The organism is Aeromonas sp. 25-AL00135 (genome assembly GCF_054052385.1).
In genome coordinates, this window is record NZ_JBSTYQ010000010.1 from 14,286 (window position 1) to 40,346 (window position 26,061).

Annotated in this window: 18 protein-coding genes and 1 riboswitch; of the genes, 9 read left to right on the forward strand and 9 right to left on the reverse strand. The window is 61.7% G+C overall.

What is annotated here, in order from left to right; genetic code table 11:
* Positions 1-53 precede the first annotated feature (53 nt).
* A riboswitch (cyclic di-GMP riboswitch) is annotated at positions 54-139 on the reverse strand.
* Positions 140-403: 264 nt separating this feature from the next.
* On the reverse strand, positions 404-2,086 hold the full coding sequence (locus ACW5XC_RS10880; RefSeq protein ID WP_042053283.1) for a methyl-accepting chemotaxis protein: 1,683 nt from the start codon (positions 2,084-2,086) through the stop codon (positions 404-406).
* A gap of 276 nt (positions 2,087-2,362) precedes the next feature.
* Here ACW5XC_RS10880 and ACW5XC_RS10885 point away from each other — a divergent pair, with 276 nt between their 5' ends.
* Positions 2,363-4,228, forward strand: coding sequence for a M3 family metallopeptidase (locus tag ACW5XC_RS10885; protein ID WP_042053284.1), 1,866 nt, complete (start codon positions 2,363-2,365; stop codon positions 4,226-4,228).
* Positions 4,229-4,332: 104 nt separating this feature from the next.
* On the opposite strand, the gene ACW5XC_RS10890 is transcribed toward ACW5XC_RS10885, so the two are convergent.
* A complete protein-coding gene (locus ACW5XC_RS10890) occupies positions 4,333-4,701 on the reverse strand; it encodes a hypothetical protein (RefSeq protein WP_236727558.1) in 369 nt (122 codons plus the stop codon).
* Between the two features lie 149 nt (positions 4,702-4,850).
* Between ACW5XC_RS10890 and ACW5XC_RS10895 the strand changes: the two genes are divergently transcribed.
* The gene (locus tag ACW5XC_RS10895) at positions 4,851-6,149 is read left to right on the forward strand and encodes a ferredoxin reductase family protein (protein WP_042053287.1); all 1,299 of its coding nucleotides are present in this window, start codon (positions 4,851-4,853) and stop codon (positions 6,147-6,149) included.
* A 6-nt stretch (positions 6,150-6,155) separates the two neighbouring features.
* On the opposite strand, the gene ACW5XC_RS10900 is transcribed toward ACW5XC_RS10895, so the two are convergent.
* Positions 6,156-9,323: a S41 family peptidase gene (locus ACW5XC_RS10900; protein ID WP_042053289.1), complete on the reverse strand. Its 3,168-nt coding sequence runs from the start codon at positions 9,321-9,323 to the stop codon at positions 6,156-6,158.
* A gap of 279 nt (positions 9,324-9,602) precedes the next feature.
* Between ACW5XC_RS10900 and ACW5XC_RS10905 the strand changes: the two genes are divergently transcribed.
* The 4 genes from ACW5XC_RS10905 (at position 9,603) to ACW5XC_RS10920 (ending at position 13,133) form a co-directional block, all read left to right on the forward strand.
* Positions 9,603-10,082 (forward strand): L,D-transpeptidase family protein, encoded by a 480-nt coding sequence (locus tag ACW5XC_RS10905; RefSeq protein WP_031227763.1) that lies wholly within the window; start codon positions 9,603-9,605, stop codon positions 10,080-10,082.
* A gap of 164 nt (positions 10,083-10,246) precedes the next feature.
* Positions 10,247-11,773, forward strand: coding sequence for a YjjI family glycine radical enzyme (locus tag ACW5XC_RS10910; protein ID WP_042053290.1), 1,527 nt, complete (start codon positions 10,247-10,249; stop codon positions 11,771-11,773).
* 10 nt (positions 11,774-11,783) lie between these two features.
* Positions 11,784-12,671 (forward strand): YjjW family glycine radical enzyme activase, encoded by an 888-nt coding sequence (locus ACW5XC_RS10915; RefSeq protein ID WP_042053291.1) that lies wholly within the window; start codon positions 11,784-11,786, stop codon positions 12,669-12,671.
* A gap of 138 nt (positions 12,672-12,809) precedes the next feature.
* A complete protein-coding gene (locus tag ACW5XC_RS10920) occupies positions 12,810-13,133 on the forward strand; it encodes a DUF1820 family protein (protein ID WP_005340296.1) in 324 nt (107 codons plus the stop codon).
* Between the two features lie 63 nt (positions 13,134-13,196).
* On the opposite strand, the gene ACW5XC_RS10925 is transcribed toward ACW5XC_RS10920, so the two are convergent.
* The 3 genes from ACW5XC_RS10925 to ACW5XC_RS10935 all read right to left on the reverse strand — a co-directional run bounded on the left by ACW5XC_RS10925 (position 13,197) and on the right by ACW5XC_RS10935 (position 15,891).
* A complete protein-coding gene (locus ACW5XC_RS10925) occupies positions 13,197-14,129 on the reverse strand; it encodes a LysR family transcriptional regulator (RefSeq protein ID WP_042053292.1) in 933 nt (310 codons plus the stop codon).
* A gap of 162 nt (positions 14,130-14,291) precedes the next feature.
* Positions 14,292-15,488 (reverse strand): amino acid aminotransferase, encoded by a 1,197-nt coding sequence (locus tag ACW5XC_RS10930; RefSeq protein WP_042053293.1) that lies wholly within the window; start codon positions 15,486-15,488, stop codon positions 14,292-14,294.
* A gap of 127 nt (positions 15,489-15,615) precedes the next feature.
* A complete protein-coding gene (locus tag ACW5XC_RS10935) occupies positions 15,616-15,891 on the reverse strand; it encodes a metal/formaldehyde-sensitive transcriptional repressor (RefSeq protein WP_005340299.1) in 276 nt (91 codons plus the stop codon).
* A gap of 71 nt (positions 15,892-15,962) precedes the next feature.
* Between ACW5XC_RS10935 and dmeF the strand changes: the two genes are divergently transcribed.
* On the forward strand, positions 15,963-16,928 hold the full coding sequence (gene dmeF / locus ACW5XC_RS10940) for a CDF family Co(II)/Ni(II) efflux transporter DmeF (protein ID WP_042053294.1): 966 nt from the start codon (positions 15,963-15,965) through the stop codon (positions 16,926-16,928).
* Positions 16,929-16,974: 46 nt separating this feature from the next.
* Here the strand turns inward: dmeF and ACW5XC_RS10945 are convergent, their stop codons facing one another.
* Positions 16,975-17,388: a hypothetical protein gene (locus ACW5XC_RS10945; RefSeq protein WP_021230925.1), complete on the reverse strand. Its 414-nt coding sequence runs from the start codon at positions 17,386-17,388 to the stop codon at positions 16,975-16,977.
* Positions 17,389-17,650: 262 nt separating this feature from the next.
* Here ACW5XC_RS10945 and pulA point away from each other — a divergent pair, with 262 nt between their 5' ends.
* The gene (gene pulA, locus ACW5XC_RS10950; protein ID WP_143182572.1) at positions 17,651-21,685 is read left to right on the forward strand and encodes a pullulanase-type alpha-1,6-glucosidase; all 4,035 of its coding nucleotides are present in this window, start codon (positions 17,651-17,653) and stop codon (positions 21,683-21,685) included.
* 215 nt (positions 21,686-21,900) lie between these two features.
* Here pulA and ACW5XC_RS10955 read toward each other — a convergent pair whose 3' ends face one another.
* Positions 21,901-24,348 (reverse strand): zinc/cadmium/mercury/lead-transporting ATPase, encoded by a 2,448-nt coding sequence (locus ACW5XC_RS10955; protein ID WP_042053298.1) that lies wholly within the window; start codon positions 24,346-24,348, stop codon positions 21,901-21,903.
* A 184-nt stretch (positions 24,349-24,532) separates the two neighbouring features.
* On the opposite strand from ACW5XC_RS10955, the gene tpx reads away from it, so the two are divergent.
* Positions 24,533-25,033 (forward strand): thiol peroxidase, encoded by a 501-nt coding sequence (tpx, locus tag ACW5XC_RS10960; RefSeq protein WP_021230929.1) that lies wholly within the window; start codon positions 24,533-24,535, stop codon positions 25,031-25,033.
* 58 nt (positions 25,034-25,091) lie between these two features.
* Here the strand turns inward: tpx and ACW5XC_RS10965 are convergent, their stop codons facing one another.
* Positions 25,092-25,919 (reverse strand): type 2 periplasmic-binding domain-containing protein, encoded by an 828-nt coding sequence (locus ACW5XC_RS10965; RefSeq protein WP_042053299.1) that lies wholly within the window; start codon positions 25,917-25,919, stop codon positions 25,092-25,094.
* Positions 25,920-26,061 lie beyond the last annotated feature (142 nt).

A 26,061-nucleotide genomic window follows, 5' to 3' on the forward strand; every position in this document is an offset into this window, starting at 1 on the left:
TCGACAGATGTGGGCAGTCAGTTGGCCTGGGGATTCCCCGATACACACTTGCGTGTGGCAACCCCGCTATCCTGGACAAAACGTCTGTAGACCGGAGGCTTTGCGTCCCGACCTTTCGGTCAGTTTGCCAAATGACTAGATGATTAGTGATGGGCCAAATGTTCGGCCATCACCATTGTGCACTGCATTGATTCGTTATTTGAAGTTGAATGTTTAAACGCATCATCCAATGGCGCGCAAATCATTCTAAGTGACTGTTTTTAAATTGCTCTCTTATCTGTGAATGGCACCGATTAACGTTGAATATGCCGATAAGATGCATGCTGATTGCGTGTTGTTGGCGTAATAAAACCTGCCAGCTTGGCTGGCAGGTCGGGTGACAAGGCGACAAGGATTGACGTCATCAATGACGGGCGCGCTGCTCGCCTGACGGGGGAGATATGGGAGCCATCATTGGCGCAGTGGAGGACTCCTTGCCCAGTTTGAACACCGCAAGCCGCTCATCCAGGCTGCGGGAGAGACCGGCCAGCAGCTCGCTCTCCTGCGCCAGTTGCGAGGCGGACTGGGACATCTCCAGCGCCGAGTCGTTGATGCCGCTGACGTTGCGGTTCATATCCTCGGCCACCATGCTCTGCTGCTCGGCGGCGGTGGCGATCTGGGTCGCCATGTCGCTCACATGCTGGATGTGGTTGACGATCAGGGTGAGATCCTGCCCCGCCTGCTGGGACTGGTTGACGCTGCTCTCCGCCAGTTTGCGGCTGGTGTCCATGGCATTGGCTGCGGTGACGGCCCGTTGCTGCAGCTGGGCAATGGTACTCTGGATCTCTTCGGTGGATTGGCGAGTGCGGCTGGCCAGCTGGCGCACCTCGTCGGCCACCACGGCAAAGCCGCGGCCCTGCTCACCGGCACGGGCTGCCTCGATGGCGGCGTTGAGGGCCAGCAGGTTGGTCTGCTCCGAAATGGCGCTGATGACAGCGGTCACTTCGCTGATCTGCATCACCCCCTCCTTGAGCTGGTTGACCTGCTGGGTGGCCTGCTCCACCTCGGTAGCCAGCGCCTTGATGCCGTGCACGCTGGCGTGAACGTCGCGGTTGCCGAGCCCGGCTTCTCCGGTCGCTTCCTGGGTATCCCGCGCGGTATTTTCGGCGTGTCCGGCCACATCGGAGATGGTGGCGCTCATCTCGTTCATGGCGGTAGCGAGCTGGGCCAGCTGATCCCGCTGGCTGGTCACCGCCTGATTGGTCTGCTCGGCAGAGGCGGCGATGCGCAGGGCGGCATCCGCCACGTTGCGAGCCCCCTGACTGGCTTCCAGCAGGGCGTGACGGATGGCATCGAGACTCTGGTTGGTGCAGCGGGCGACCACTCCCAGCTCATCCTTGCCCTGTACCGGGATGCTCACCACCAGATCCCCCTTGGCGACCCGTTGCATGGCGTGGTTGATCTGACTGAGGGGGGAGACGATGGAGTGGGTGATGCGCCAGCCCAGCAACCCCATCAGCAGGATCACGATGGCGGTGGCGGTCCCCATCTTCATGTACTGGGCCCAGATGGTCTGCTGAATATCCTGCAGCAGCATGCCGGAACCGAGGATCCAGCCCCAGGGCTGATAGCCGGATACCATGGAGAGCTTGTCGGCGGTTTCACCCGATGGGCCTGTCCAGATATATTGCAGGGTGCCCTGTTTGCCCCCTTTGGCGATATCCACCATCTGATACCAGAACTGCCCGGCGGTAGCGGCGCCCCCTTCACCCATCTTCTGGCCGACCAGTTCGGGACGGATAGGGTGAACCACCATGGTGCGGTTCTCGTCGATGACGAATAAATAGTTGTTGCCATCAAAGCGGGTGTTGGTCAGCAGCTTGCGCGCCTCCTGCTGGGCCTGCTCTGCTGGCAGGGTGCTGGCCAGAAACTGGATCTGGCTCATGGCCTGTTCCAGAACCGCATTGAGCCGCGCCTCTCGCTCGCTCATCAGATTGCGCTGGAGCGCGTTGGCCGAGATAAGTAGCAGCGAGACAAAACCGACAAACGCCAGTGCGAGCAGCAAAATCAATTTGCGGCTCACGGTAATATCACCGAGCTTGAACATGACTAAACCCTCATTTCCCTGTTGATTTTATGTGGCTCTGTACCGCGGCAGCCAGTTCGTAAGAGTTAACAACTCATTTACTTTCAGTCTCTTGCCGACCTTTCTCAAATGAGCGTTTTAACATCAGTATAGTCAGCAGACAGCAACCCCCACTTTTTGGTAGCGTGTTGATGCGCATCCCTGCGCAATTTTTGCCAAAGAGTGTGAATCATTTGGCATTTCACTAAAAAAAGGAGTGGGCCCCGCTGCGGGTGACCCCATAACAAGAGGGAATTTATGAGTTCCATTGCCAGGAATTACTTCAACCAGCTCAACGCCGACTACCTGCAGGTGCACAGGCGCAAGGAGGATCTCTTCTGGTCCACCTATATGGGCACCAGCGACGATCAGGCCGGTTTCACCGCGGCCGAGCAGGCCTACAAGGCCTTTTGTGCCAATCCGGCCCGTCTGCCCGAATTGCGGGAGATGTTGGCGCAGGCCGACGAGGATGATCTCAAGCGCGGTCTGCAAGGCTGGATCGCCTTCTTCGAGTGCAATGTGATTGAAGATCCCGCCGCATCCGCCCTGATGGATGAGTTGGTGGCTGCCGAGGCGGCGCTGTTCGCCCGCCGCAAGGGGCTGAAACTGACCCTGCTGGATGAGCAGGGCCAGCAGGTCGCAGGCAGCCTGCCCGCCGCGAGTACCTCCCTTGCCGCCAGCCCGAACGAGGCGGTGCGCCAGAGCGCGCTCGCCATGTTCCACACCCTGGAGCAGTGGGTGGTCGGCAACGGTTTTCTCGAGGTGGTGGCGATCCGCAACCGCTTTGCCCGCGCCATGGGCTATCGCGACTACTTCGACTACAAGGTGCGCAAGAACGAGCAGATGAGCCCGGAGCAGCTGTTCGCCATCCTCGACGACTTTATTGCCCGCACCGACGCTCGGTTGCAGCAGAGCCTGGCCGAGCTGAAGGCCGCCAAGGGCGAGGCGGCCCTGCTGCCTCACAACCTGCGTTACAGCGTGAGCGGCGACGTGACCCGTCAGCTCGATCCTTACGTGCCCTTCTCGCGGGCGCTGCGAGATTGGATCGAGAGCTTCCGCCGGCTCGGCATCCAGTATCGCGGGGCGACCCTGACCCTGGATTTGCTGACACGGGAGGGGAAGTATGAGAACGGCTTCTGCCACGGCCCGGTTCCGAGCTTCTTCCAGCAAGGGGATTGGGTGCCTGCGGTGGTCAATTTCACCAGCCTGGCCGATCCGGCGCAGGTGGGCAGCGGCTGGAGTGGCCTCAACACCCTGTTCCACGAGGGGGGGCACGCCGCGCATTTTGCCAATGTCACCGGCAACGCCCCCTGCTTCTCCCAGGAGTTCCCGCCAACTTCCATGGCTTATGCCGAGACCCAGTCGATGTTCTGCGACAGCCTGCTGGACGATGCCGACTGGCTCAAACGTTACGCTAGAAATGCGGCAGGAGAGGCGCTCCCCGATGCGCTTATCAAGGCGATGATCGCCGCACGCCAGCCGTTTCGTGCCTTCAACGAACGCCAGATCGCGCTGGTGGCCTACTTCGAGCGGGATCTCTACGCCATGGATGAGGCCGAACGTAGCCCCGAGGCGGTGCTGGCGCTGGCCCGTCAGTGGGAGCGCAAGATTGTCGGAGTGGAGAGCCCGCGCCCGCTGCTGGCCATTCCGCACCTCCTTAATCAGGAGTCGGCCTGCGCCTATCACGGCTACCTGCTGGCGCTGATGGCGGTGGAGCAGACCCGCGCCTTTTTCCTCAAACGTGATGGCTACCTCACCGACAACCCGCGTATCGGGCCGGATCTGGCCGCCCACTACTGGGGGCCGGGCAACGGCATGACTCACGATGAGACCCTGCGCAGCCTGACTGGCGAGGGATTCAGCGCGGTGCCGCTGGCCGAGGCATGCAACCTGAGCGCAGACGAAGCGTGGCAACAGGCTAAGGCCTGCATGGCCGCCGCGCAGCAACGTCCGGCTACGGGTGAGGAGTCCCCGCTCGATGCCCATATCCGCGTGGTACACGGCGCCGAGCTTATCGCCGACAACAGCGAGTCGGAAACCCGTATGCTGGCCGATTTCGAGGCGTGGATTACCCGGTGCTACTTTGCTGGAGATGTCAGAGAGGAGCTGAGCTGCGTGCAGTAAGTGATCTGATGAAGGCAGGCTTGATATGAATAGGCAATTGGCAGGAGGGGCGACCTTCCTGCCATTATTTTTTTCATTATTCACGATTCATCAATGACTTTATTTCAGCAATTTTCACAGATGGTGTGGCGTTCAAAGCGATCCATGTTGGCCAGAAAGGGGCCGGCGGCCCAGCCGGTAATGAAGTCTTTGATAAATACAGTGTGCTTTTGCTCTGGTTTCACCTCTTTTCCATAGGATTTGTCGACCAGCACCACGACATGGTTGGTCTCGCGCTGACAGCTTGAGCAGACGCGTTGTTCGGTGGATGAAAGCAAGGGGGACTCCTTGTCCGGAAGAGTGGGCAGCAGGTTTTCCGCCGCAGATATGTAACGTCCCCATTTGATTCCTCTTGCTGGCGGATCGTCAATCACAGCGGAGGCGAATTGTGCGCCATCTCCTATGAAGAGGGGCGAGCCAACAAGGGTGATCACGAGGGGCCGGTCGGCCCCTCTTTTGTTTCCGTTTGTCACACATTGCCACACAAGCTTCCCCCTCTGGCAAAGTCTTGTGACCGGACGGGGTTGTAATGGAGCCATGAGCAGGGGTGAGGCCCTGCCACGATGGAACCAGGGAGCATGTTATGACGAGTAAACGGGTGTGGTGGCTGTTGCCGCTGCTGGCGGTCGGGGTCTGGTGGCTCGGTTATGCGGGGGATGCCAACGGGGTGTGGCCCTGGCGCCATGAGATGTTGCTGCTGACGGGCCTGCTGGGGATGGCCTATATGGCCATTTCGCTGTTGCTGGCGTTGCGTCTGCCGCGGCTGGAGGTGTGGTGTGGCGGTCTGGACCGGATGTTGCGATTGCACCGCCAGACGGCCATCGGCGGCGCATTGGCACTGACCGCTCACTGGCTGCTGGTGGAGGCGCCCAAGTGGGCGGTCTCGGCGGGTTGGCTGAGCCGTCCCGCCCGGCGTGGGGCCAGTGCTGCCGCAGCTGGTGCAGGAGCAGGCAATGGCATCTCGCTCCATGCCCTTGGCAATACCCTGGGGGAGTGGAGTTTCTATCTGCTGATCGCGCTGGTGGTGGTGAGCTTGCTGGCGCTGGTGAGTTATGGTCGCTTTCGGCTGATCCACCGGCTGGCGCCGCTCATCTATCTGGCGGGTTGGGGCCACGGGCTCTGCCTGCTGCCTCAGGTGGGAGCCATGACGCCGGTTGGGGTAGCGATCTGGTTGATCGGCGGGATCGGTGCTATCGGGGCCCTCTACTCCCTGCTGGGACAAGTGGGGGCGCGGGATCGCCATCCGGGCCGGGTCATTGCGGTGCGCGCGCTGGCGGATCACACCTGCGAGCTGACCATGGAGCTGGAGCGGCCGCTCGCCCATTACCGCCCGGGTCAGTTTGCCTTCTTCGAATTTGATGCCAAGGAGGGGCCGCACCCCTTTACCCTGGTGCGGGTGTCGGCGGATCGGCGCCAGCTGGTGATCGCGGTGCGGGCGCTCGGGGATCATACCCGTCAGCTGGTGGCAGAGGCGCGCAGCGGGGATGGGGTGGTGGTGACCGGGCCCTATGGCGCCTTTGTTGCGCCGCAAGGGGGAGGTCGAGCCCTCTGGCTGGGGGCCGGGATAGGTATCACGCCATTTGTCGCCTGGCTGGAGGGGTTGGCTGCCCGTGGGGTGCGCAGCGAGGGGATCACCCTGATCCAGTGTGCGCCGGATCTGGCGGGGGCCGTTTACCAGCAGCGGTTGGCCGAGCTCTGTCATCGCACCGGCGTGCGCTATCAGCTGCATCTGGACAAGGCGGCCGGGCGACTGGATCTTGCCCGCATTGCGCAGGATGCCCCCGAGCAGGTGTGGTTTTGCGGGCCGGAGGGGATGGCAGATGCCCTGACCCGGCTGTTGCCGGACGGGCATCTGCATCGCGAGCTGTTTCGCTTTCGTTGAGCGCAGTTATTTGGTGCTGGCTGGCAACTGCTTGAGGGCGGCTTGTACCGCCGCCTCCAGCTGCGGGTCGCGTCCAGCCACCATGTCAGCCGGAGTGAGGGGCTCCTGCTGGTCCGGGATCAGCTCCTGATTCTCGTAGAAGGTACCGTCCGGTTTGCGCAGCCCCAGGGTCGGAATGCCGTAGGAGAGGCCTGGGATCAGCCGGGAGTCGTGGCTGTAGACCATGGTGCCGGTGCCGGGCACCGGATCGCCGACGATGGGGCCGACCTTCAGGGCACGGTAGTACTCGGGGAAGGCGGAGCCTTCCGAGTAGCTGGCGGCGTTCACCAGCACCACCGAGGGCTTGGTCCACTGGCGAGTGGCGGCGTCGGTTTCCCCCTTGCCCTGACGGGGCCAACTGCTGGCCATTCCCTTGGTGCTGCCGCTGCCGGTCAGAAACTCCACCAGGGTATTGGCGAGATAGCCGCCGCTGTTGAAGCGGACATCGACGATCAGCGCCTCGCGATTGCGCTGCCTGCCGAGGACATCCGCCACCACCGCATCGTAGACCTCGCTATTCATTGCCGGCAGATAGACGTAGCCGACCCGTCCTCCGCTCAGCCTGGCCACCAGCTCCCGCCGTTTCTCAATCCAGCGATCCTGTTGCAGCTGGTACTCCTGCTGTTTGTCGATGGCGGTGAGCACCACCTCGTCAGTTTGCTTGTTGCCCGCCTGCTGGAAGGTGAGGGCAAGCCGGGCGCCAGCCTGATGGTTGAGGGCCCGATCCAGCTCGGTCAGATTGGCAATCGGGACACCGTTGATGGCGAGCAGGCGGGTGCCCGGGGCGATATCGCTCTCCTGATCCAGCGGGCCGCCAGAGAGCATGGCGGTGAGCATCACCCCTTGCTCGCCATCCTGCCAGTAGCCGCCAAGGCTGGCGGTCTCGTCCGCCATGCGCGGGAAGGGGGCGGGGCTGCTGCCCCAGGTGTGGGAGACATTGAGCTCGCCAGCCAGCTCCGCCAACAGGTTGCCAAAGTCCCGCGGGTTGCCGATGCCCGGCAGCAGGCGGCGGTAAGCGGCGACATAGCTATCCCAGTTCACCCCGTTCATGTCGTCCAGATAGAACTCGTCCCGGGTGAGCCGGGCGATCTGATCGAAGGCGGCGGTCATGCGTTCCTGCCAGCGGCTGGTGGGCTGCAAGGCGAAGGGGGCGCTGGTGGCCTCGCCGGAGTCGAGGTGGATCCGGGTGATCTCCCCATCCCGCACCAGGGTAGCCAGGGTGCCCTGCTGGTTGAGGCTTGCCAGCGCTGGGCCGGGCTGCTCGCCAAACAGTTCGCTGGTTTTGCCTTTGCGCAGATCCTGGCTGTAGCCCTTGATCTCGCTCTCGCTGTTGACCCCCATCTCCTCCACCAGATAGATCAGCTGGTCGCCGATGATGCGGCTGGCGAGCAGGGTACCGGTGGGTTGCAGCAGCAGCGCTTCTCTATGGTTGAGACGATCGCTCTCAAAGCCGTATCCCTCTTTCGGCGGCTCCAGCTCGGCAATCGCATCGGCTCTGGCGGCGCGGCTGCTGTAAATGCCGAGCAGGTTGGTGACGAGGGGCTCGCCATCGGGCCCCAGTGCGCCAAACCGGGTCGATTGCCAGTAGAGGATGGCGCCATCCTGACTCCAGCCCGGTTGTCCATCCTGATAGCCGTTGAGGCTGACATTGACCGGTTTGGCCTTGGGATTGGCCGTGTCGATCACCGCGATCTCCTGCTCTGCCGCATCGGGGCGGAAGGTGAGCGCCAGATGGCGGGAGTCGGGGGCAAAGGCGAGATGCACCTCGTGGCGCGACGGGTTGAAGCTGGCAGGCACCAGCTCCCGCTGCTTGTTGCTCGCCAGATCCAGCAGGTGGATGGCCTGGCCATCCACCACGAAGGCGAGCTGTTTGCCATCGGGGGAGAGCACCGGACGGCTGATCCGCTTGTCGGGAATCGCCAGCAGCAGAGTCTCGGTCAGGGTGCCGGGATCGCTGAACAGCAGATCCGGATCCCCCTTGCGCAGGCGATAGAGGGCGGCGTGCCCCTGCTGCTCCGACAGATAGATGAGGGCGCGGCCCTGCTCGGCGAAGAGGGGGCTGGACTGCTCGCTCGGATCTCGGGTCAGCTGGCGCACCCGCTCCCGCTCGGGGTCGACGGCAAACAGGTTGCCCTCGCTCACCAGGATCAGCTCGTCCGCCTCTTCGCTGACCAGCGCTTCGTCTGCCAGGGTCAGGGCCTCGCTCGCCTCATCCGGCTCGCTCGCCACTTGCGGGGTGAGGGTCAGCTTGCGTGGCTCGCTGCTACCGGCATCGAGGCGATAGAGCTCGCCCAGCCATGACCAGACCAGATCGCTATTGCGAGAGGCGCTGAGCCCCCGCACCGGATGGCCCTGATAGTGGGTCAGCTGTTGCTCCTTGCCGCTGGCGAGATCCCGGCGCCAGACGTTGAAATCGCCGCTGCGCTCGCTCAGGTAAAAGAGGGTATCTCCCTTGTCGCTCCAGACTGGATCGGTGGCCGCCACCCGATCTTCGGTCAGCTGCTTGTGCTGCTTGCCATCAAACAGCCAGAGGCGGGGCACCGCGAACGAGTGCTGATGCTTGCGAAAGGGTTGATCCGCCGCAGGCATCTGGTAGACGAGCCGCTCCCCGTGGGGACGGGCGAGGGTCGCAGGCAGCGGCAGATCGGCCTGCAAGGTGCCGCCGGTGATCGGGGTCCAGTAGAGCTCGCCCCATTGGTAGCCTTCCGCAACAAAATGGTCGGCATCGGGCGCCCCCAAGCGCTGGCTGCTCAGCAGCAGTCGTTTGCCATCGGCGCTGAAGGCTTGCGGCAGATCGGTGCGCGAATCGCGAGTGAGGCGCACCATCTCACCGCCGCTGGCGGGTACCACGAACACATCTTCGTTGCCGTAGAGATTGGCGGCAAAGGCGAGCTGTTTGCCATCCGGCGACCAGATTGGCCGCTGGCTCAGGTAGTCGCTGCCGGTGAGCGCCGTAGCGGGGCCACCCTCGGCACTGGCGACAAAAATGCGCCCCTGCCAGGTGAAAGCAAGCTGCTTGCCATCGGGGGAGAGGGCGGGCTCGCGCAGCCAGAGTGCATCGGCGGCGACACTGGCGGGCAGCCAGAGCAGGAGTGGCGAGAACAGCAGGGTGGCGAGGCGGCACGAAGAGCGCATGGCATGATCCTGTCGGGGAGTGGAGTGTTATCTTCGCCGATCATTGCCCCGGGTGCCAGCGCGATAATTTTTTGTATCTTGTTGTTTTAACTGTTAATTACCAATGCAAAATGACGGCGTTCAAGGAAGATGGCCTGGCTGCTGCAAGATATGTTTTGCCGGGCATATTGAGTATTGATGGCGATCCAATATCATGGCGCTCGCTCGCCGCTCGGCGGGCATCGTTCAGATGATCTGGTAACAAGAAAAGCCCGCACCAGAGGCTTGTCGAGGGATGGAATGAGAGCCGTATTACTGTGTTTGTTGGGGCTTTGGCCCGCATTGAGTTTTGCCTTGACCGAAAAAGCCGATTTGGTGGTGGTCAAGAAGTCGACCTATAGCCTGACCCTGATGAAGGATGGCAAAGAACTGAAGCGCTACTGGATTGCTCTGGGCCCGGCGCCCAAGGGGCACAAGCAGCAGGAAGGGGATCAGCGTACGCCGGAAGGGCGCTACACCCTCGACTACAAGAAGACCAATTCCGGCTACTACAAAGCCATCCATATCAACTATCCGAACCTGGATGACATCAAGCGCGCCAATGAGCTGGGTGTTCGTCCGGGTGGCATGATCATGATCCACGGCCAGCGCAACAGCATTGGCAACCGCAGGGTTCAGCCTTCCAACTGGACCAACGGCTGCATCGCCATGCTCAATCACGAGCTGGATGAGGTGTGGGACGCCGTTGACCCAGGTACGCCCATCGTCATCGAGCCCTGATCCGCACAACGGGGGCCTTGTCGGCAGACAAGGCCCCCGTTCTGTTTGGGGTGTGATCCTCTCTCACGGATGTCTTTTTGAGACATTCGTATTGTTGTGAATGTCACTTCAAAAAAAGCCTGCAAATGGTGAGGATATGGGCTCTGTCCGTGAAGGAGTGTCCCATGTCTTTGATCGAAACCTGTCAGCGTATCGTGCGCGATCCCCATCTCTCCGCCGCCCAGAAGAGCCATGCGCTGGCGCTGGCCGCCGAGAATGCGTTGCCCTACCCCGACCTGCCTGCCGCAGTCGCCGAGGCGATGGAGCAGGGATTTATCTGCGACATGTTCGAAGGGCACGCCCCTTACAAGCCACGTTATGTACTGCCGGACTATGAAAAATTCCTGACTCAGGGCTCTGCCTGGCTGGAGTTGGCGGCGCCGCAGGATTTCGACGAGGCGCTCAACGCCCTGCGCATCCTCTATCACCATGCCCCCTCCGTCACCGGCATGCCGGTCTGGCTGGGTCGGCTCGACCATCTGCTGCTGCCGTTTGTCGGCGAACTGGATGACGAGACCCTCTATCGCAAGCTGAAGGGGTTCTGGGTCTATCTGGACAGGGTGCTGCCGGACGCCTTCATGCACGTCAACATCGGGCCGGATGACAACCGCATCTGCCGCCTGATCCTGCGCATCGACAACGAGCTCAAGCAGGTGGCGCCGAACCTCACCTTTTTCCACGATCCGGAGCAGACCCCGGACGATCTGCTGCTGCAGGCGGTGAAGAACATCGCCGAGTGCAGCAAGCCGCACATTGCCAACTACCCGATCCATCGCGATACCTTTGACCAGCGTGGTTTTGGTATCGTCAGCTGCTACAACTCCCTGCCGCAGGCCGGTGGCGCCAATACCCTGGTGCGCATCTCCCTCAAGCGGGTCGCCGAGCAGTGTCAGGGGATCGATGACTTCCTCGGTTGCCTGCTGCCCCATTACTGCCGTCTGGCCTCCCAGCTGATCGAAGCGCGGGCCGCTTTCTTGCATCAGGAGTCCGGTTTCTTCGACAGCTTCCTGGTGAAAGAGGGGCTGCTGGATGAGGATCGTTTCGTCCCCATGTTCGGCATCTACGGCATGGCGGAAGCGGTCAATATCCTGATGGATAAAGAGAATCTGCCGGATCGCTACGGCCATGGCGAGGAGGCGAACCAGCTTGGCTATCGCATCTCGGCCCAGCTCTCCGCCTATGTGACCACGACCCCGCAGACCCATGCCTGGGGTGGCCGCGCTTTGTTGCATTCGCAAGGTGGCCTCAGCATCGATGTGGCTGTTACCCCCGGGGTGCGCATTCCCTACGGGCAGGAGCCGGATCCGTCCAGCCATGTGTTGGCGCTGGCGCCGCACCACACTTATTACCATTCGGGGATCAGCGAGATCCTCACGCTGGATCCCACCATCCGCCAGAACCCGCAGGCGCTGTTGCAGCTCTGCAAGGGGGCGCTTGCCATCGGTATGCGCGAGTTCACCGCCAACGTGGCCGACAGCGATCTGGTGCGGGTGACCGGCTACATGATCCGCAAGAGCGACGTAGCTCGTTTTGCAGAAGAAGGCTCGCGCTTGCAGACCACCTGTCTCGGTGCCGAGGCGAGTGAAGTGACCGCCATCCGGCAGCGGGCACCGCGGGTGGTCGCCCACGAATCGACTATCGGCGAGTATTGAGTTCGCACCGATGGCTGATGTTTTGCCAACACGCAGCGCCCTGGTAAGCAGGGTGCTGCCCTTTTCCTGTGTCGACGGGCCGGGCAACCGGCTGGTGCTGTTTCTGCAAGGGTGCAACTTTCGTTGCCCCGGCTGCCACAATCCGCACACCATAGGGCTGTGTGACGATTGCGGTGACTGCCTTGCGGTCTGCCCGAGCGGCGCCCTCACCATGAGCGAGGGCAAGGTTCATTGGCAGGAGGCGCTCTGTACCGATTGCGATGCCTGTCTGGATGTCTGCCCCCGTAGTGCCAATCCCAAGACCACAACCATGACGGTGGCCGACGTGTTGGCCCTGCTGCGCCGCTACGGCCCATTGCTGAGCGGAATTACCGTCTCCGGTGGTGAGGCGACTACCCAGCTCCCCTTCGTGGTTGCGCTGTTTGCCGCCATCAAGGGCGCGCCGGATCTGACCCATCTCACTTGCCTGCTAGACAGCAACGGTTCTCTGGCCGAAACCGGCTGGCAGCGGCTGCTGCCGGTGCTCGACGGCGCCATGCTCGATCTCAAGGGGTGGCGCGACTCGGTCCATCACACCCTGACCGGCTATGGCCGCGAGCGAGTGTTGGCATCGCTGCAACTGCTGGCAAGCCACGGCAAGCTGGCCGAGTTGCGGCTGCTCCATGTGCCGGGCAAGAGTGATTTTCTGGATGCAAGTGGTGAGCTGGACGCGGATCTTGCCGCCTTCTTGCAGCAGCTTGGGCCTGTGCCCATTCGCCTCAACGGCTTTCGCCACCACGGGGTGCGGGGAGAGGCGGCGCAATGGCCAGAGGCTCACCAAACCGAGCTGAAACAGCTGGCCAGCCGTTTGCGTGCAGCGGGATTGGGGCCGGTCTCACTGCCTGCCTTGATGGGCTGAGTGGCTGCGTCATCCGGTGACCGTCATGGCGTGAGGTGCGGCATGGAAAGGCCGCAACTGTGATTTCTGTCTATTGGAGGGGGCGAGAACGGCGGCTAGAATAATGGCCATCTTCTTACCCCTCAATGACAGATAATCATGAGTGAAAGCAAGGCGTTATATCGGGTTCAGTTTATTTGCCACAGCGAGCGCTACGAAGTGTATGTGCGCGAAGTCAATCAGGGCCAGCTGTTCGGTTTTATCGAGATTGCCGACTTTGTCTGGGACAACCATACGGCGCTTATCGTCGATCCCAGTCACGAGAAGCTCAAGAGCGAATTTGCCGATGTGCGCCAGACCCTTATTCCCATGCATCAGGTGCTGCGCATCGATCAGGTGAAAAAGCAGGGGGCAGCTCGCATCACGGATCTGGGCAGCAACGTTGCCTCCTTCCCCAGCCCCATCTATACCAAACGTCCCTAGTCCCTACTTGCCGTTGATGTTTCACCGCGGTGAAACATCAATCTCTGCTCGCTGTCGTCCGGCTCAGGGCTCAATCAATTCGCGACCCAGTTGCAGGATCCGCTGGCGGAACCAGTGACGGGCCGAGCCATCACCGGCCGGGCCATACCAGACCAGACTGTGACTCACCTTGCCGTAATCGAACGGTGCCGGACGCATCACCAGATCCGGCTGACTGGCCATGCAGGCCGCCCAGCCACCGATGGCGGTGAGGATCAGGTCGGTTTGAGGCAGCAGAGCCGCCGCGCTGGCAAAATCGGGCAGGGTGGCGCCAATCTGGCGACGCACCTGCTGCTGGGCCAGGCTCTGTTCGAAGAAGGGGTTGGCCAGCTCCTGATCCCGGATGGCGATATGGCGCCAGCTCAGGTAGGCATCGAGATCCCAGGGTTTGGCCAGCGCGGGATGGTCTTTGCGCAGCAGGCAGACCAGTTTTTCTTCCCGCAGGGTCTCCCACACCAGCCCGGGCTGGCGCGGCAACGGCTGGCTCTGGTCATGGGGCAGGATCACGAAGTCGAGTTTGCCCGCTGCCAGCGCCTCCAGCCCCTGCTCATCCTTGTTCCAGATCTCCGGCACCATGCCCGGCACCTCCTGCATCAGCTGACCGAGAATGGGGCCCACCGGCCAGGTCATCACGCTCTCGCGCAATCCCAGCCGCAAGCTGCCCTGCCACTGCTGGGGGTTGAAGGCGTTCTGGCGAGTGAGGCCGTTCAGCTCCCCCAACAGCCGGTGCAGGGTGGGCGCCAGTCGCTCGGCCATGGGGGTGAGCAGCAGCTGGTTGCCCTGGCGGTAGAGCAGTTGATCCCCCAGCAGATCCCGCAGCTGGTTGAGGGTCTTGCTGACGGTGGAAGGGGTGGTGCAGAGCCGCTCGGCGGTGCGGGTGACACTCTGGTTGTCGAGCAGCAGGTGCAGGGTGACCAGATGGCGACCTCCCAGCCGAGAGAGAGCGATCAGATCCATAGTGGCTCCTGAAATTGATGAAGATAAACAGGCTCGGAATCAGGAAGATTCAGCGTGACTCGCTGGCATTCTCTCACAGCAGGGGGAGGGTGAGCAGACTCCTCAAGAGGTGACTGCGAACGCAACAGACAAAAAGCCCCGCCAAAGCGGGGCTGATGCGGATTAGCCCTTGAGCACCGCCGCCATGGCGTCAGCCACATAGTCGACGTTGCGGCTATTGAGGCCCGCCACGCACATGCGGCCGGAGCGCACCAGATAGACGGCGAACTCCTCGCGCAGGCGATCTACCTGCTCCGGGGTGAAGCCGGTGTAGCTGAACATGCCGCGCTGGTTGATGAAGTAGCTGAAATCGCGGCCCGGCACCTTGGCGCTCAGCACCTCGAACAGCTTCTGGCGCATTGCCTTGATGCGGGTGCGCATCTCGGTCACTTCATCGACCCACATGGCGTGCAGCTCGGGCTGGCTCATCACCGCCGCGGTGATCTGGCCACCGTGAGTAGGAGGGCTGGAGTAGTTGCGGCGTACGGTGGCCTTCATCTGGCCCAGTACGCGGCTCGCCTCTTCGGCATCCTTGCAGATGACCGACAGGCCGCCGCAGCGCTCGCCGTAGAAGGAGAGGTTCTTGGAAAACGAGTTGCTGACGAAGAAGCTGACACCGGCGGCCACCATGGCGCGGATGGCGTAGGCATCCTCTTCCAGCCCGTCGCCGAAGCCCTGATAGGCAATATCCATAAAGGGGATCAGGTTCTTCTCGACCACCAGCGCGATCACCCGATCCCACTGGGCGCGGGAGAGATCCACCCCGGTCGGGTTGTGGCAGCAGGGGTGCAGCAGCACGATGCTCTTGGCCGGCAGAGTGCTCAGGCAGTCGATCATGGCATCGAACTGCACACCACCGGTGGCCGCATCGTAGTAGGGGTAGTCATGCACCTTGATGCCGGCTCCCTCGAACATCGCCTTGTGGTTGTCCCAGGTGGGATTGCTGACCCACACCTCGGAGGTCGGGAAGTAGCGCTTGAGCAGGTCGGCGCCAATCTTCAGTGCGCCGGAGCCACCGATGGTCTGGATAGTGGCGATACGTCCCGCCTTGACCGCTTCATGGTCGGCACCAAACAGCAGGTGTTGCACTGCGGTGCGGTAGTTGGCGGCGCCTTCCATCGGCTGGTAGGGGCGCGGGGCAGGGGCGGTGGCGCGCTGGGCTTCGGCCTGCTGCACCGACGGCAACAGCGGAATGCGGCCCTGCTCGTCGTAATAGAGGCCGATCCCCAGGTTCACCTTCTGCTCGCGGGTGTCTTTGTGGAAGGTCTCGACTAGCGTCAGGATGGGGTCGCCAGCATAGGCATCGACGTGTTCAAACATGGGGGATCCTTGAAATTGACTGTCCAGTAAAACCGGCGGTCAGCCGGGCTGGACATCATGGCGCAAAGCTGGCGGTGGCTCAAGCCCGACACTGGTCGAGCCTGAACAGATGGCGCCGCCATCCTGCTTACTTCAAATAGGATCGCAGGACGCTGACCACCTGATCCAGATCCTCCAATCGCTCGGCAGGGGTGGCATCGGGGGCGCCGAGATGCTCGCGCATATGCCCCTCCAGCACCTCCAGCATCAGGCCGTTGACGGCGCCGCGAATGGCGGCGATCTGCTGCAAGATAGCGGTGCAGTCGCTCTCCTGCTCCAGCGCGCTCTCCAGCGCACCGGCCTGTCCCTTGATGCGGCGCACCCGTGCCAGCAGCTTCTTTTTGTCGTGAATGGTGTGGGACATGACGGATCCTCTCGATCAATAAAACTATACTGGGGTATAGTATATTGCATCATCGCTCTCAGGAGAAATTCATGTCATCCCTCGCTCAATCCCACTGCCATCAACCCGTCATCCATGAGGGCAATCCGCTGGCCGAACAGAAGACCCGCTGGGCCGTATTGTTGACCGTCATCATGATGGTGGCGGAGATTGGCGGCGGCTGGTTCTACAACTCCATGGCGCTGTTGGCCGATGGCTGGCACATGAGCTCCCACGCGCTGGCCCTCGGTCTCTCGGTATTGGCCTACCGCGCCGCCCGCCACTTTGCCCGTGACCACAGATTCAGCTTCGGCACCTGGAAGATAGAGGTGCTGGGTGGCTTCACCAGCGCCCTGTTGCTGGTGGGAGTTGCCGGGTTGATGCTGTTCGAGTCGGTGTTCCGGCTGCTGGATCCCAGCCCGATCCACTATCAACAGGCGATCGCTATCGCGCTGGTGGGGCTGCTGGTGAACCTCGCCTGTGCCTGGCTGCTCAAGGATGATCACGGCCACCATCACCATGGGCATGACCACCATCATGAGCATCACGACCACGATCATCATCATGACCATGACGATCAGCACGGACATCAGGATCTCAACCTGCGCGCAGCCTATATCCACGTGCTGGCGGATGCGGCCACTTCCGTGCTGGCGATTCTGGCGCTGACTGGGGGTATGTTGTGGGGGGCTGACTGGCTCGATCCGCTGATGGGCATAGTGGGTGCCGGACTGGTCGCGGTATGGGCCTGGGGGCTGTTGCGCGACTCCGGTCGGGTGCTGCTGGATGCCGAGATGGATACCCCGCTGGTGGCGGAGATCCGTGAGGTCATCGCCGAACTGCCACAGACCGAGATCTGCGATCTGCACGTCTGGCGGGTAGGGCAGCAGCAGTATGCCTGCGTGCTCTCTTTGCTGATGGCCAATCCGCTATCTGCGCAGCAGATCCGCGAACGGTTGGCGATCCATGAAGAGCTGGTGCATGTGACCATCGAGATCGCCAGCGAACAGGATAAATAGCGGGGGCCGTTACCCCCCTTGGTTTCAGTGCCGTTGGCACCTGATGTCAGTGCGGTTGCCCGGTGATCTCCTCCTGGGGCTTGTGTTGCCACACAGCGCCGAGCAGCAACTTGAGCAGCAGTCCGGGCGGGTTGTCCAGCAGATTGCCGGACTCCAGCAGCAGCTGGCCATCGGCGCGAAATCCGAGGCTGGCATCTATGGTGCCATCCTCCGAGACTACCTGGATCAGGCCATTGAGGGCGGAGCGCTCACCGGGCTGACAGCGCAGCCGCAGTTCGCGGGGTTCCCCCAGCAGGGTGAAGGCGCGGCTCAGCGGGGGCGAGTCTTCATAATCGGGCCAGTTGAAGAAGTGATACTGCTCGGCCAGGGTGCCAGCCTGCTGGCAAAACTGGTCGAATAGCTGCCCGATCGCCTGATACTCCTGATCGAGTCGTCTTGCCTGCTCTTCAATCCGTTTCATTGTTTACTCCTTGTCTATCCACTTGATCAGACATTGCTTTTCTGACCCCGTGACTGCCGTTTTCCAGATATGAGGCCAAATGGCTGCGAGGTCTGTGAGCCGGATCGAAGTTTCAGTCTGAAAACGTTATCTTGTTGAAACTGGATGGTTTTTTTGCCTTTCCGCTCACATTTGAATCGATTGCCGCTGATTAATATGGCACCGCCTGGCAATGACCGGGTGCTCGACTATCGAGACTAACTACAGCGGGAATTATAAAAATATGGATATGAAAAAGACCAAAGTGGCGCTGGTAACAGCCTCACTGCTCGCGCTTTTGTCTGGCTGTAATGACAACAGCACATCTACTTCTACACCTGAACCTTCTGATGGACCTGTCGCTCGCTTGCCCAAGATGGATCCCCCCAAGGAGCTGCTGCAAGCAGGCCCCAACGAGGTAGTCATTGCGCTGGTGGATACCCAGTCGGCAGCCAAAGGGGCCAAGGCACCGTTTGACAGCCACAGCCTGCACCTTTGGAACAACGACGCCTGCAAGGCAACGGCTGATAGTGGCCTGAATACCGGGTGGGATGACAAGAGCAAGACTCCTGCCACCGCTGACAGCTTTGGTCCGGCCTGGGTCGTGCCGCTCAAAAATGTGGAAGGGTGCATCAACTTTATCGCTCGCAACGGCGATCTGGCCAACCTGACCGGCAGCGATATGAAGGTGATCTTCAGTGAGCATCCGGATCGCACCGTGGCCATCGTCGCGGGCAAGAAAGATTTGTTTGGCAGCCGTGCCGAGGCCTTTACCGCCGCCTTTGGCGTGGCGGGGGCCAGCGCTCATCTGATCGATGGCAATACCCTGATCTGGCAAGGGGGCAAAGACAAGCCCCACGTTCGCCTCTATTACACCGACTCGGGCACCATCAAGGCCAATGCCGATGGGGTGTTCGATTTCCCCTATATCAGCCTGATCGCGACCAGCCTGACTGCCGAGCAGCAGGCCAAATATCCGCATCTCAAGGATGCAGCCGCTTTTGCCCTGCCTGCCGGTAAAGATCTCAAGCCCCTGCTCAAGGGGGAACTGGTGGCTATCGGCACCGATGCCGACGGTATCCTGCAAGGAGCGACCCTGGTGCAGAGCGCCGGCGCCCTCGATGCGCTCTATGCTCCCGAGGCGACCAAGCTGAGCTATGGCGCCGTGGTAGAGGGCAACCGGGTGACCTTCCGCCTCTGGGCGCCGACCGCCAAGTCGGTCAAGCTGGCCCTCTACAACGCCAGCCATCAGAAGAGTGGTGAAGTGGCCATGACTTTCGACAGCGCCAGCGGCAGCTGGAGCTACGAGGGGGGCAGCGAGCTGATCGGCCAGTTCTACCGCTACGACATGGAGGTCTACCATCCGCTGAGCCGCAAGGTGGAGCACTACGAGGTGACCGATCCCTACTCCTTGAGCCTCGCGATGAACTCCGAGTTCAGTCAGGTAGTGGATCTCGACGATCCGGCCCTGAAACCGGAAGGATGGGACAGCCTCAAGGCGCCCCACAGCCAGCAGAACCCCGCCGATATCACCATCTATGAGGCCCATGTTCGCGACCTGACCGGTAACGATGCCTCCACCGATGAAGATAAGCGCGGCAAGTTTGTCGGCCTGACCCAGCCCGACTCTGTACCGGTCAACCATCTGAAAGCGCTGGCAAAAAGCGGCGTCAGCCACCTGCACCTGCTGCCGGTGTTCGATATCGCCACCGTCAATGAGGATCCGGCCAAGGTGGCCAATCTCGGCGATGACTTCAGCAAGCTCTGTCAGGTCAATCCGGATGTGAAAACATCCAGATTTGGCGGCTATTGCGGTGGCGGTCAGACCGTGGGAGATGTGCTGGCCGACCTGCAAGGGGGCGACAGCAAGGATAATCCGCAGGTGCAGGAGCTCTCCGGCTATCTGCGCGGCGTCGACTCCTTCAACTGGGGTTATGATCCCTACCACTACACCACGCCGGAAGGCTCCTACGCCACCAACGCCGAGGGCACCAAACGTATTCTGGAGTTCCGCGAGATGGTCAAGGCCATCAAGCAGAACATCGGCATGAACGTGGTGATGGACGTGGTCTACAACCACACCAACGAATCCGGGCTCGGCCCCAAGTCGGTGCTAGACAAGATAGTGCCCTGGTACTATCAGCGCCTCAATCCGGAGACCGGCTCGGTGGAGAACTCCACCTGCTGTTCCAACACGGCGCCGGAACACGCCATGTTTGCCAAGCTGATGGATGACTCCCTGGTCACCTGGGCGCGCGACTACAAGATCGACGCCTTCCGCTTCGACCTGATGGGCCACCATCCGAAAGATCAGATGGTGCAGGCGCTGGCCGCGGTGAAGAAGGTCAATCCCGAGATGTACTTCTACGGCGAGGGGTGGAACTTCGGCGAAGTGCAGGATGACAAGCGCTTCGTGCAGGCGACCCAGAAGCATCTGGGTGGTACTGGCATCGGCTCCTTCTCCGACCGCTTGCGCGATGCGGTGCGCGGCGGCAGTCCGTTTGACGGTGGCGATACCATTCGCAAGACCCAGGGCTTTGGCAACGGTGCCTTCGTCGATCCTAACGAAATGAGCAAGGTGGAGCTGGCAACGGCCTTGCACCAGTCCGATCTGGTGCGGCTCGGCATGGCGGGCAACCTCAAGGAGTTCGTGCTGACCGACAAGGATGGCATGCCGAAGAAAGGCGCCGAGATCGACTACAACGGTCAGCCTGCCGGTTATGCCCAGGATCCGGTGGAAGTGCAGAACTATGTCGACAAGCACGACAACCAGACCCTGTTCGACAACCTGATATACAAGGCGCCTGCCGGAGCCGATCTGGTGCGGATGCAGGGGGTCTCGCTGGCGACTGCCATGCTGGGTCAGGGCATTCCCTTCACCCACGCCGGTGTCGAGCTGCTGCGTTCCAAATCCATGGAGCGGGACAGCTATGACTCGGGCGACTGGTACAACAAGGTCGACTACACCCTGGGCGACAACAACTTCGACAAGGGGTTGCCGCGCAAGGACAAGGATGGCGACAACTATCCGCTGATCGAGCAGGTGCTCGGCAAGCATGCCAAGCCGGGCTCGGCCGAGATGGCGCAGATGGTGAGCTTCTATCAGGAGTTGGCGGAGCTGCGCAACTCTTCCCGTCTGCTGCGTCTGGGCAGCGGTGCCGAGGTGATCAAGCGGGTCGACTTCCGCAATACCGGCCCGGATCAGGTGCCCGGCCTTATCGTCATGACGGTGGATGATGGCGTCAGTGCCGGGACGGACCTGGATCCGGCCATCGACGGTCTGGTGGTGATGATCAACGCCAGCAACCAGAGCCAGAGCATCGGCGACTTCCGTGACGGCAACGATCAGCCGATCGATCTGAGCGGTATGGTGCTTAGCAGCAAGCATCGCGTAGTCGACAGCATCGCCAGCGGCGCCGCCTATGATAACGGCCAGTTGACGCTGGGGGCCTGGTCTGCCGCCGTGTTCGTCAAGCCGCAGTCTGGTGCACAGGGCGCGGGCCTGCCGGTCAGCAAGAAGACCGACCTGAGCACCCTGCCACCGTTTGGCAACACCGATGTTTATCTGAAGGGCTTCTTGGACCCCAGTTTTGGCGACAAGAATCCGCTGACATTTACCAGTAACTTCATGTACGAGTTCAGCGCAGAAGTGACGGCGGAGCAGCTTGGTAACACCGAGTTGAAGGTGGCGGACTCTGGCTGGAGCATTAACTACGGCAGTTGCAACGCTGGTGACAAGCTGGTGGTCGGCACTCCGCTGACCCTTTGCAAGGGTGGCGATACCGGCAACATCGGGCTCGATCTGGCCAAGGCAGGCAGCTACAAGTTTGTCTTTACCGCCATGAACAAGGACAAACCGACCCTGAGCGTCAGCTTCACCGAGCCGGTGCAGAGCTGCAAGGTGCTGGATACGGTGGCGGGCAATCCGCTCGGCTACAACCTGTTCGTCAAGGGTGAGCTCTCCGGCTGGGGAGCCCAACCTCAGTACCAGCTGAGCTACAAGGGGATGGACGGCGATCTCGCCATCTATCAGGCGGCGTTCAACTACGCCGGCAGCACCGAGTTCAAGGTGGCCAACGAGGACTGGAGCAAGGAGTACCTGCTCAACGGTGGCGGTGCGGTGAACGCTGAAACCGGCTATTCGTTCGCCTTCTCCAAGGGGGGCAGTGCCAATAACAGCATCACCCTGCCGCAGGGGCTGTGGAGTGTGCTGGTGAAGGTTGACCCGGCTGGCGTCAAGGCGGGCACAGCCGTCATTCAGGAGTGCAGCGTCAAGTAAGCAAGCCATTGAGTCCGGGGGATGGCTCGGCACCCCCGGGTTGAATTCCACCTTGCCAAGGGTGGGATAACTCCGAGAGAGTAAGCAAAGCGCGACTGCCGACCGGCAGGCGCGCTTTTTCTTTTACGGGGTGCAGTGAGAGAAATGAGAGGAAAAAGAAAAGCCGCCCCGGTTGGGGCGGCGGTTGTTATTTCACGGTTTCTAATGGTGCGGGATTAGCGCTTGCGCAGCAGGCGCAGGGCGTTGGCGGTCACCAGCGCGGTGGCGCCGGTATCGGCCAGCACCGCAATCCACAGTCCGGTGATGCCGAGCAGGCTGGTGACCAGGAAGATGGCCTTCAGCCCCAGCGCCAGCGCGATATTCTGGTGAATATTGGCCAGTGCCGCCCGCGACAGCCGGATCATCGCGGCAATACCGCCGAGCTGGTTGTGGGTCAGCGCCGCATCGGCCGTCTCCAGCGCCACATCGGTGCCTCCCCCCATAGCGATGCCGATACTGGCCCGCTTCATGGCGGGGGCATCGTTGATACCATCGCCGATCATGGCAACCTTCCGGGTGTTGGCGAGCTTGGCGATCTCTTCTACCTTGTTCTCCGGCAGCAGACCGGCACGCCAGCCCATGCCCAGCTCGGTGGCGATCGCCTCGGCGGCACGGGGGTTATCCCCGGTTAACATGATGCTGTTGAGCCCGAGCTGATGGAGTTCTTGCAGCGCAGCCGCCGCCTCCGGCCGGATCTGATCCCGCAGCGCCAGCAGGGCGACTGGCAACGCCTGAGCATCGCTGCTCTGGCAGAGCACCACAACGGTCTTGCCCTGCCGCTCCAGCGAAGCAATCCGGGTTTGCTGTTCCACATTCAGGGTCGCCACCCGGCTCGGTGCCAGCAGTTGCCACAGTTCACCGTTGATGCGTCCCTCAACGCCCATGCCCGGCAGGGCACGCAGGTCGCGAGCCTCCGCCAGCGTCAGCCCCTGTTCGGTCGCGTTGGCGACCACGGCGCGGGCCAGCGGGTGGTGGGAGCCCTGCTCGATGGCAGCCGCCAGTGCCAGCAACTCGGTCTCCGGCTGGCCATTGAGGCTCACCAGCTCGGTCAGTTGCGGCTTGCCCAGGGTCAGGGTGCCAGTCTTGTCAAAGGCGACGGTGTCGATATGGGCCAGTCGCTCCAGTGCGGCGCCCCCCTTGATCAGCGCTCCCTGACGGGTGGCGGCGGCCAGCGCCGAGGTGACCGCTGCCGGGGTGGAGATGACCAGCGCGCAGGGGCAGCCGATCAGCAGCAGTGCCAGTCCGCGATAGATCCACTCGTCCCAGCTCTGGCCGAAGGCAAGGGGCGGCACCAGCACCACCAGCAGGGCAACCAGCATCATGGCCGGGGTATACCAGCGGCTGAAGCGGTCGATAAAGCGCTCGATGGGGGCACGCTGGCTTTCGGCCTCCTCGATAAGGTGCAGAATGCGGTCGATGGCGTTGTTGCCCGGCTCCGATACCACTTCAAGGCGCAGCACCCGATCCGCCGCCAGACTACCGGCCGGCACCTTGTCCCCCTGGCGACGTTCCACCGGAATGGATTCACCGGTCAGGGCGCTCTCGTCAAACGCACCGAGCTCATCGAGCAGGCGGGCGTCGGCAGGCAAGCGGGCACCCGGAGCGATTTCGATAATCTCGCCGGGACGCAGCTCATCGGCGCCGACCTCTTCCCGCACCTCGCCCTCGGCAGTGGTACGGATCCGCAGCGCCTTGTCAGGCACCAGCGCCATCAGAGCGGTCACTCCGGCCCGGGCGCGTCCGGCGGCGTAGGCCTCCAGATGTTCACCCAGCATAAAGAGCAGCAGCACCATGGCCGCTTCGGCGGTTTCACCGAGAAACAGGGCGCCCACGGCGGCCACCGTCATCAAGGTCTCGATGGCGAAGGGGGTGCCGCTTTTGGTCAGCGCCCACGCCTTGCGAGAGATAGGCCACAGCCCCCAGAGGGTCGCCAGGGTAAAGAGCGGCTGACCGAACTCGCTCGGCAGCAGGGCGGCAACCAGCATCAGACCCGCCAGTGACAGGGGCTGCCAATATTTGCCCAAAAAGTTACCGAATAGATTGCCCTGTAGGGGCTGTTGTGACGCTTGCTCGCGGCCAGCTGCCTGCTTGTCAGCACTTTCCCCCTTGAGCTGGAAACCGGCGGCCAGCACGGCGGCGGTGACGGGATCGGGGGAGAGGCCGGGTGCCAGATCCACTACCAGCTTCTCGGTGGCAAACAGCACGCGGGCCTGTTGCACGCCGCTCACCCGGCTGACGGCGGTCTCGATCTTGCGGGCGCAGCTGGGGCAATCCATCCCCAACACCTGCCAGCTGTGGCGACTGTTGCCTTGCTCCGGCGCAACCAGCGGGTCGGCAGGGGGCATATCGTGCTCATGCTCATGCTTATGATCGTGAGCTGGCGATAAGGGGGCACTGCAGCACGCTTGATCGTGGCAACCTCCTCGGGGAGGCTCATCATCCCCGGGGGATTCATTGCCGTCACGGGATGCGTGCTCATGAGGCGTCTGGGTTGAACAGCAACTGACGGGCGTGGTGTTGTCGCAGCAGTGGCTATCGTGGTGATGTTCATTCTGGCCGGAGGCCGCCTTGCTGACGGCCTTGATGGGGGCGGCGTGCTGATGATTGCAGCAGGATTTGCTCATGATGAGTCCCTCTTGATGGATCCCGCCCCTGCGAGATCCTTGATTACTGAGAAGGAGTCTAAACCTTGGTGTTAAGTCCAAGGTCAACCCCTTTATATCCCTTGTCTTCGCGGGTGTTTGTCTGGTCCCGCCGCCCCTATACTGATCACCCGGATTTTTACTACACCAATAAAGGACATAACACATGAGCAACTCAGTCACTCTGCAAGGCAACCCGGTTTCCGTCGCTGGTCACTTCCCGGTCGCCGGTGAGCAAGCCAAGCCCTTCTCCCTGGTGGCCAAGGATCTCTCCGACGTGACCCTGGCAAGCTTTGCCGGTCAGCGCAAAATCCTGAACATCTTCCCGAGCGTCGATACCCCGACCTGCGCGACCTCTGTGCGCAAGTTCAACGAGCAGGCCAGCGCGCTGGATAACACAGTTGTACTGTGCATCTCCGCCGATCTGCCGTTCGCCCAGTCTCGCTTCTGCGGCGCCGAAGGTCTGGACAAGGTAGTGACTCTCTCCACCCTGCGCGGTGCGGCCTTCATGGAAGATTACGGCGTTGCCTTCTCTTCCGGTCCGCTGGTCGGTCTGACCGCTCGCGCCATCGTGGTGCTGGATGGTGACAACAAGGTGCTGCATAGTGAGCTGGTCGCCGAAGTGGCCGACGAGCCGAACTACGCTGCGGCGCTGGCAGTGCTGTAAGGCTGCAAGCCATGAAAAATCCCGCTTCGGCGGGATTTTTTATGCGGGAATTGTCTGTTCAGGGCGTAGCGGGCGGGTTGGTCGTCGGTTCAGACTTGGCGGGTGGGGAGGGTTGCCACTCCACGTAGGGGCGGTGGATCTTCTCGTAGATCTCGGCCAGTTTGCCGGTGGCGGCCAGCTTATCGATGGCTTGCCGGAGAAATTCGTCCATCTCATCACCTGCTGCCCCTTTCTGGATGATGAAGACATCCTCGAAATCTCCGAAAAATTCTCGCCTGATATTTGCCAGCCCCAGCTGCTTGAGCATCAGGTCGGCCTCCTCTTGCGCCCAGACAAAGGCGTCGATACGGCCGCGTGAGAGCTTGCGCAGTGACTGCTCGATACTCATCGAGCGCTGCACCGGGAAGGGCATATAGTCGGGTACGGCCTCGATCAGCAGATCCCGTTTGGTGGGCACTATGCCGTAGGCCATGTCCGTGGTGACTGGATAATTGGTATTGCTGTAGATGACATGGGCAACCTTGCCAAAACTGCGGGTACTGAAGCGATAAGCCAGCATATCGATATCCTTGAGGTTGCGGATGGCGGGTAGCCCCAGATCAGCCTTGCCGGAGATCACCCCAGCCATGGCACGGGCGATGGGGTAGATGGTGATCTTGATGGTTACATCGGGGTAGAGGTCATCGATGGCGTGTACCAGATCGACAAAGGGGCCTGTCTTGTCGGCATTGATCAGCCCCGGCAGCTCGCCAAGGTGGGCATTGAGGATGCGCACCGGTTTAGGCGGCTCGGGGGCGGCGTCGTTCTCCGGAGTCTGCGACAGGCCGAGAGTCGCGCTGCCGAGCAGGGTGACCACGAGCAGCAGAAGGGGGATGTGTCTGGTCATGGCGAGTCTCTCTTGGTGATGGGTCAGCTAAAGTGTAGTCAGCCCGTCGTCAGCCCCCTTGGCCAAACCATCATGGATAGGGTTTTACTTCTCGGCCCCCGCTCACTAGACTTCGCCTCCCACTTCTTTGTTGACGTAGCGC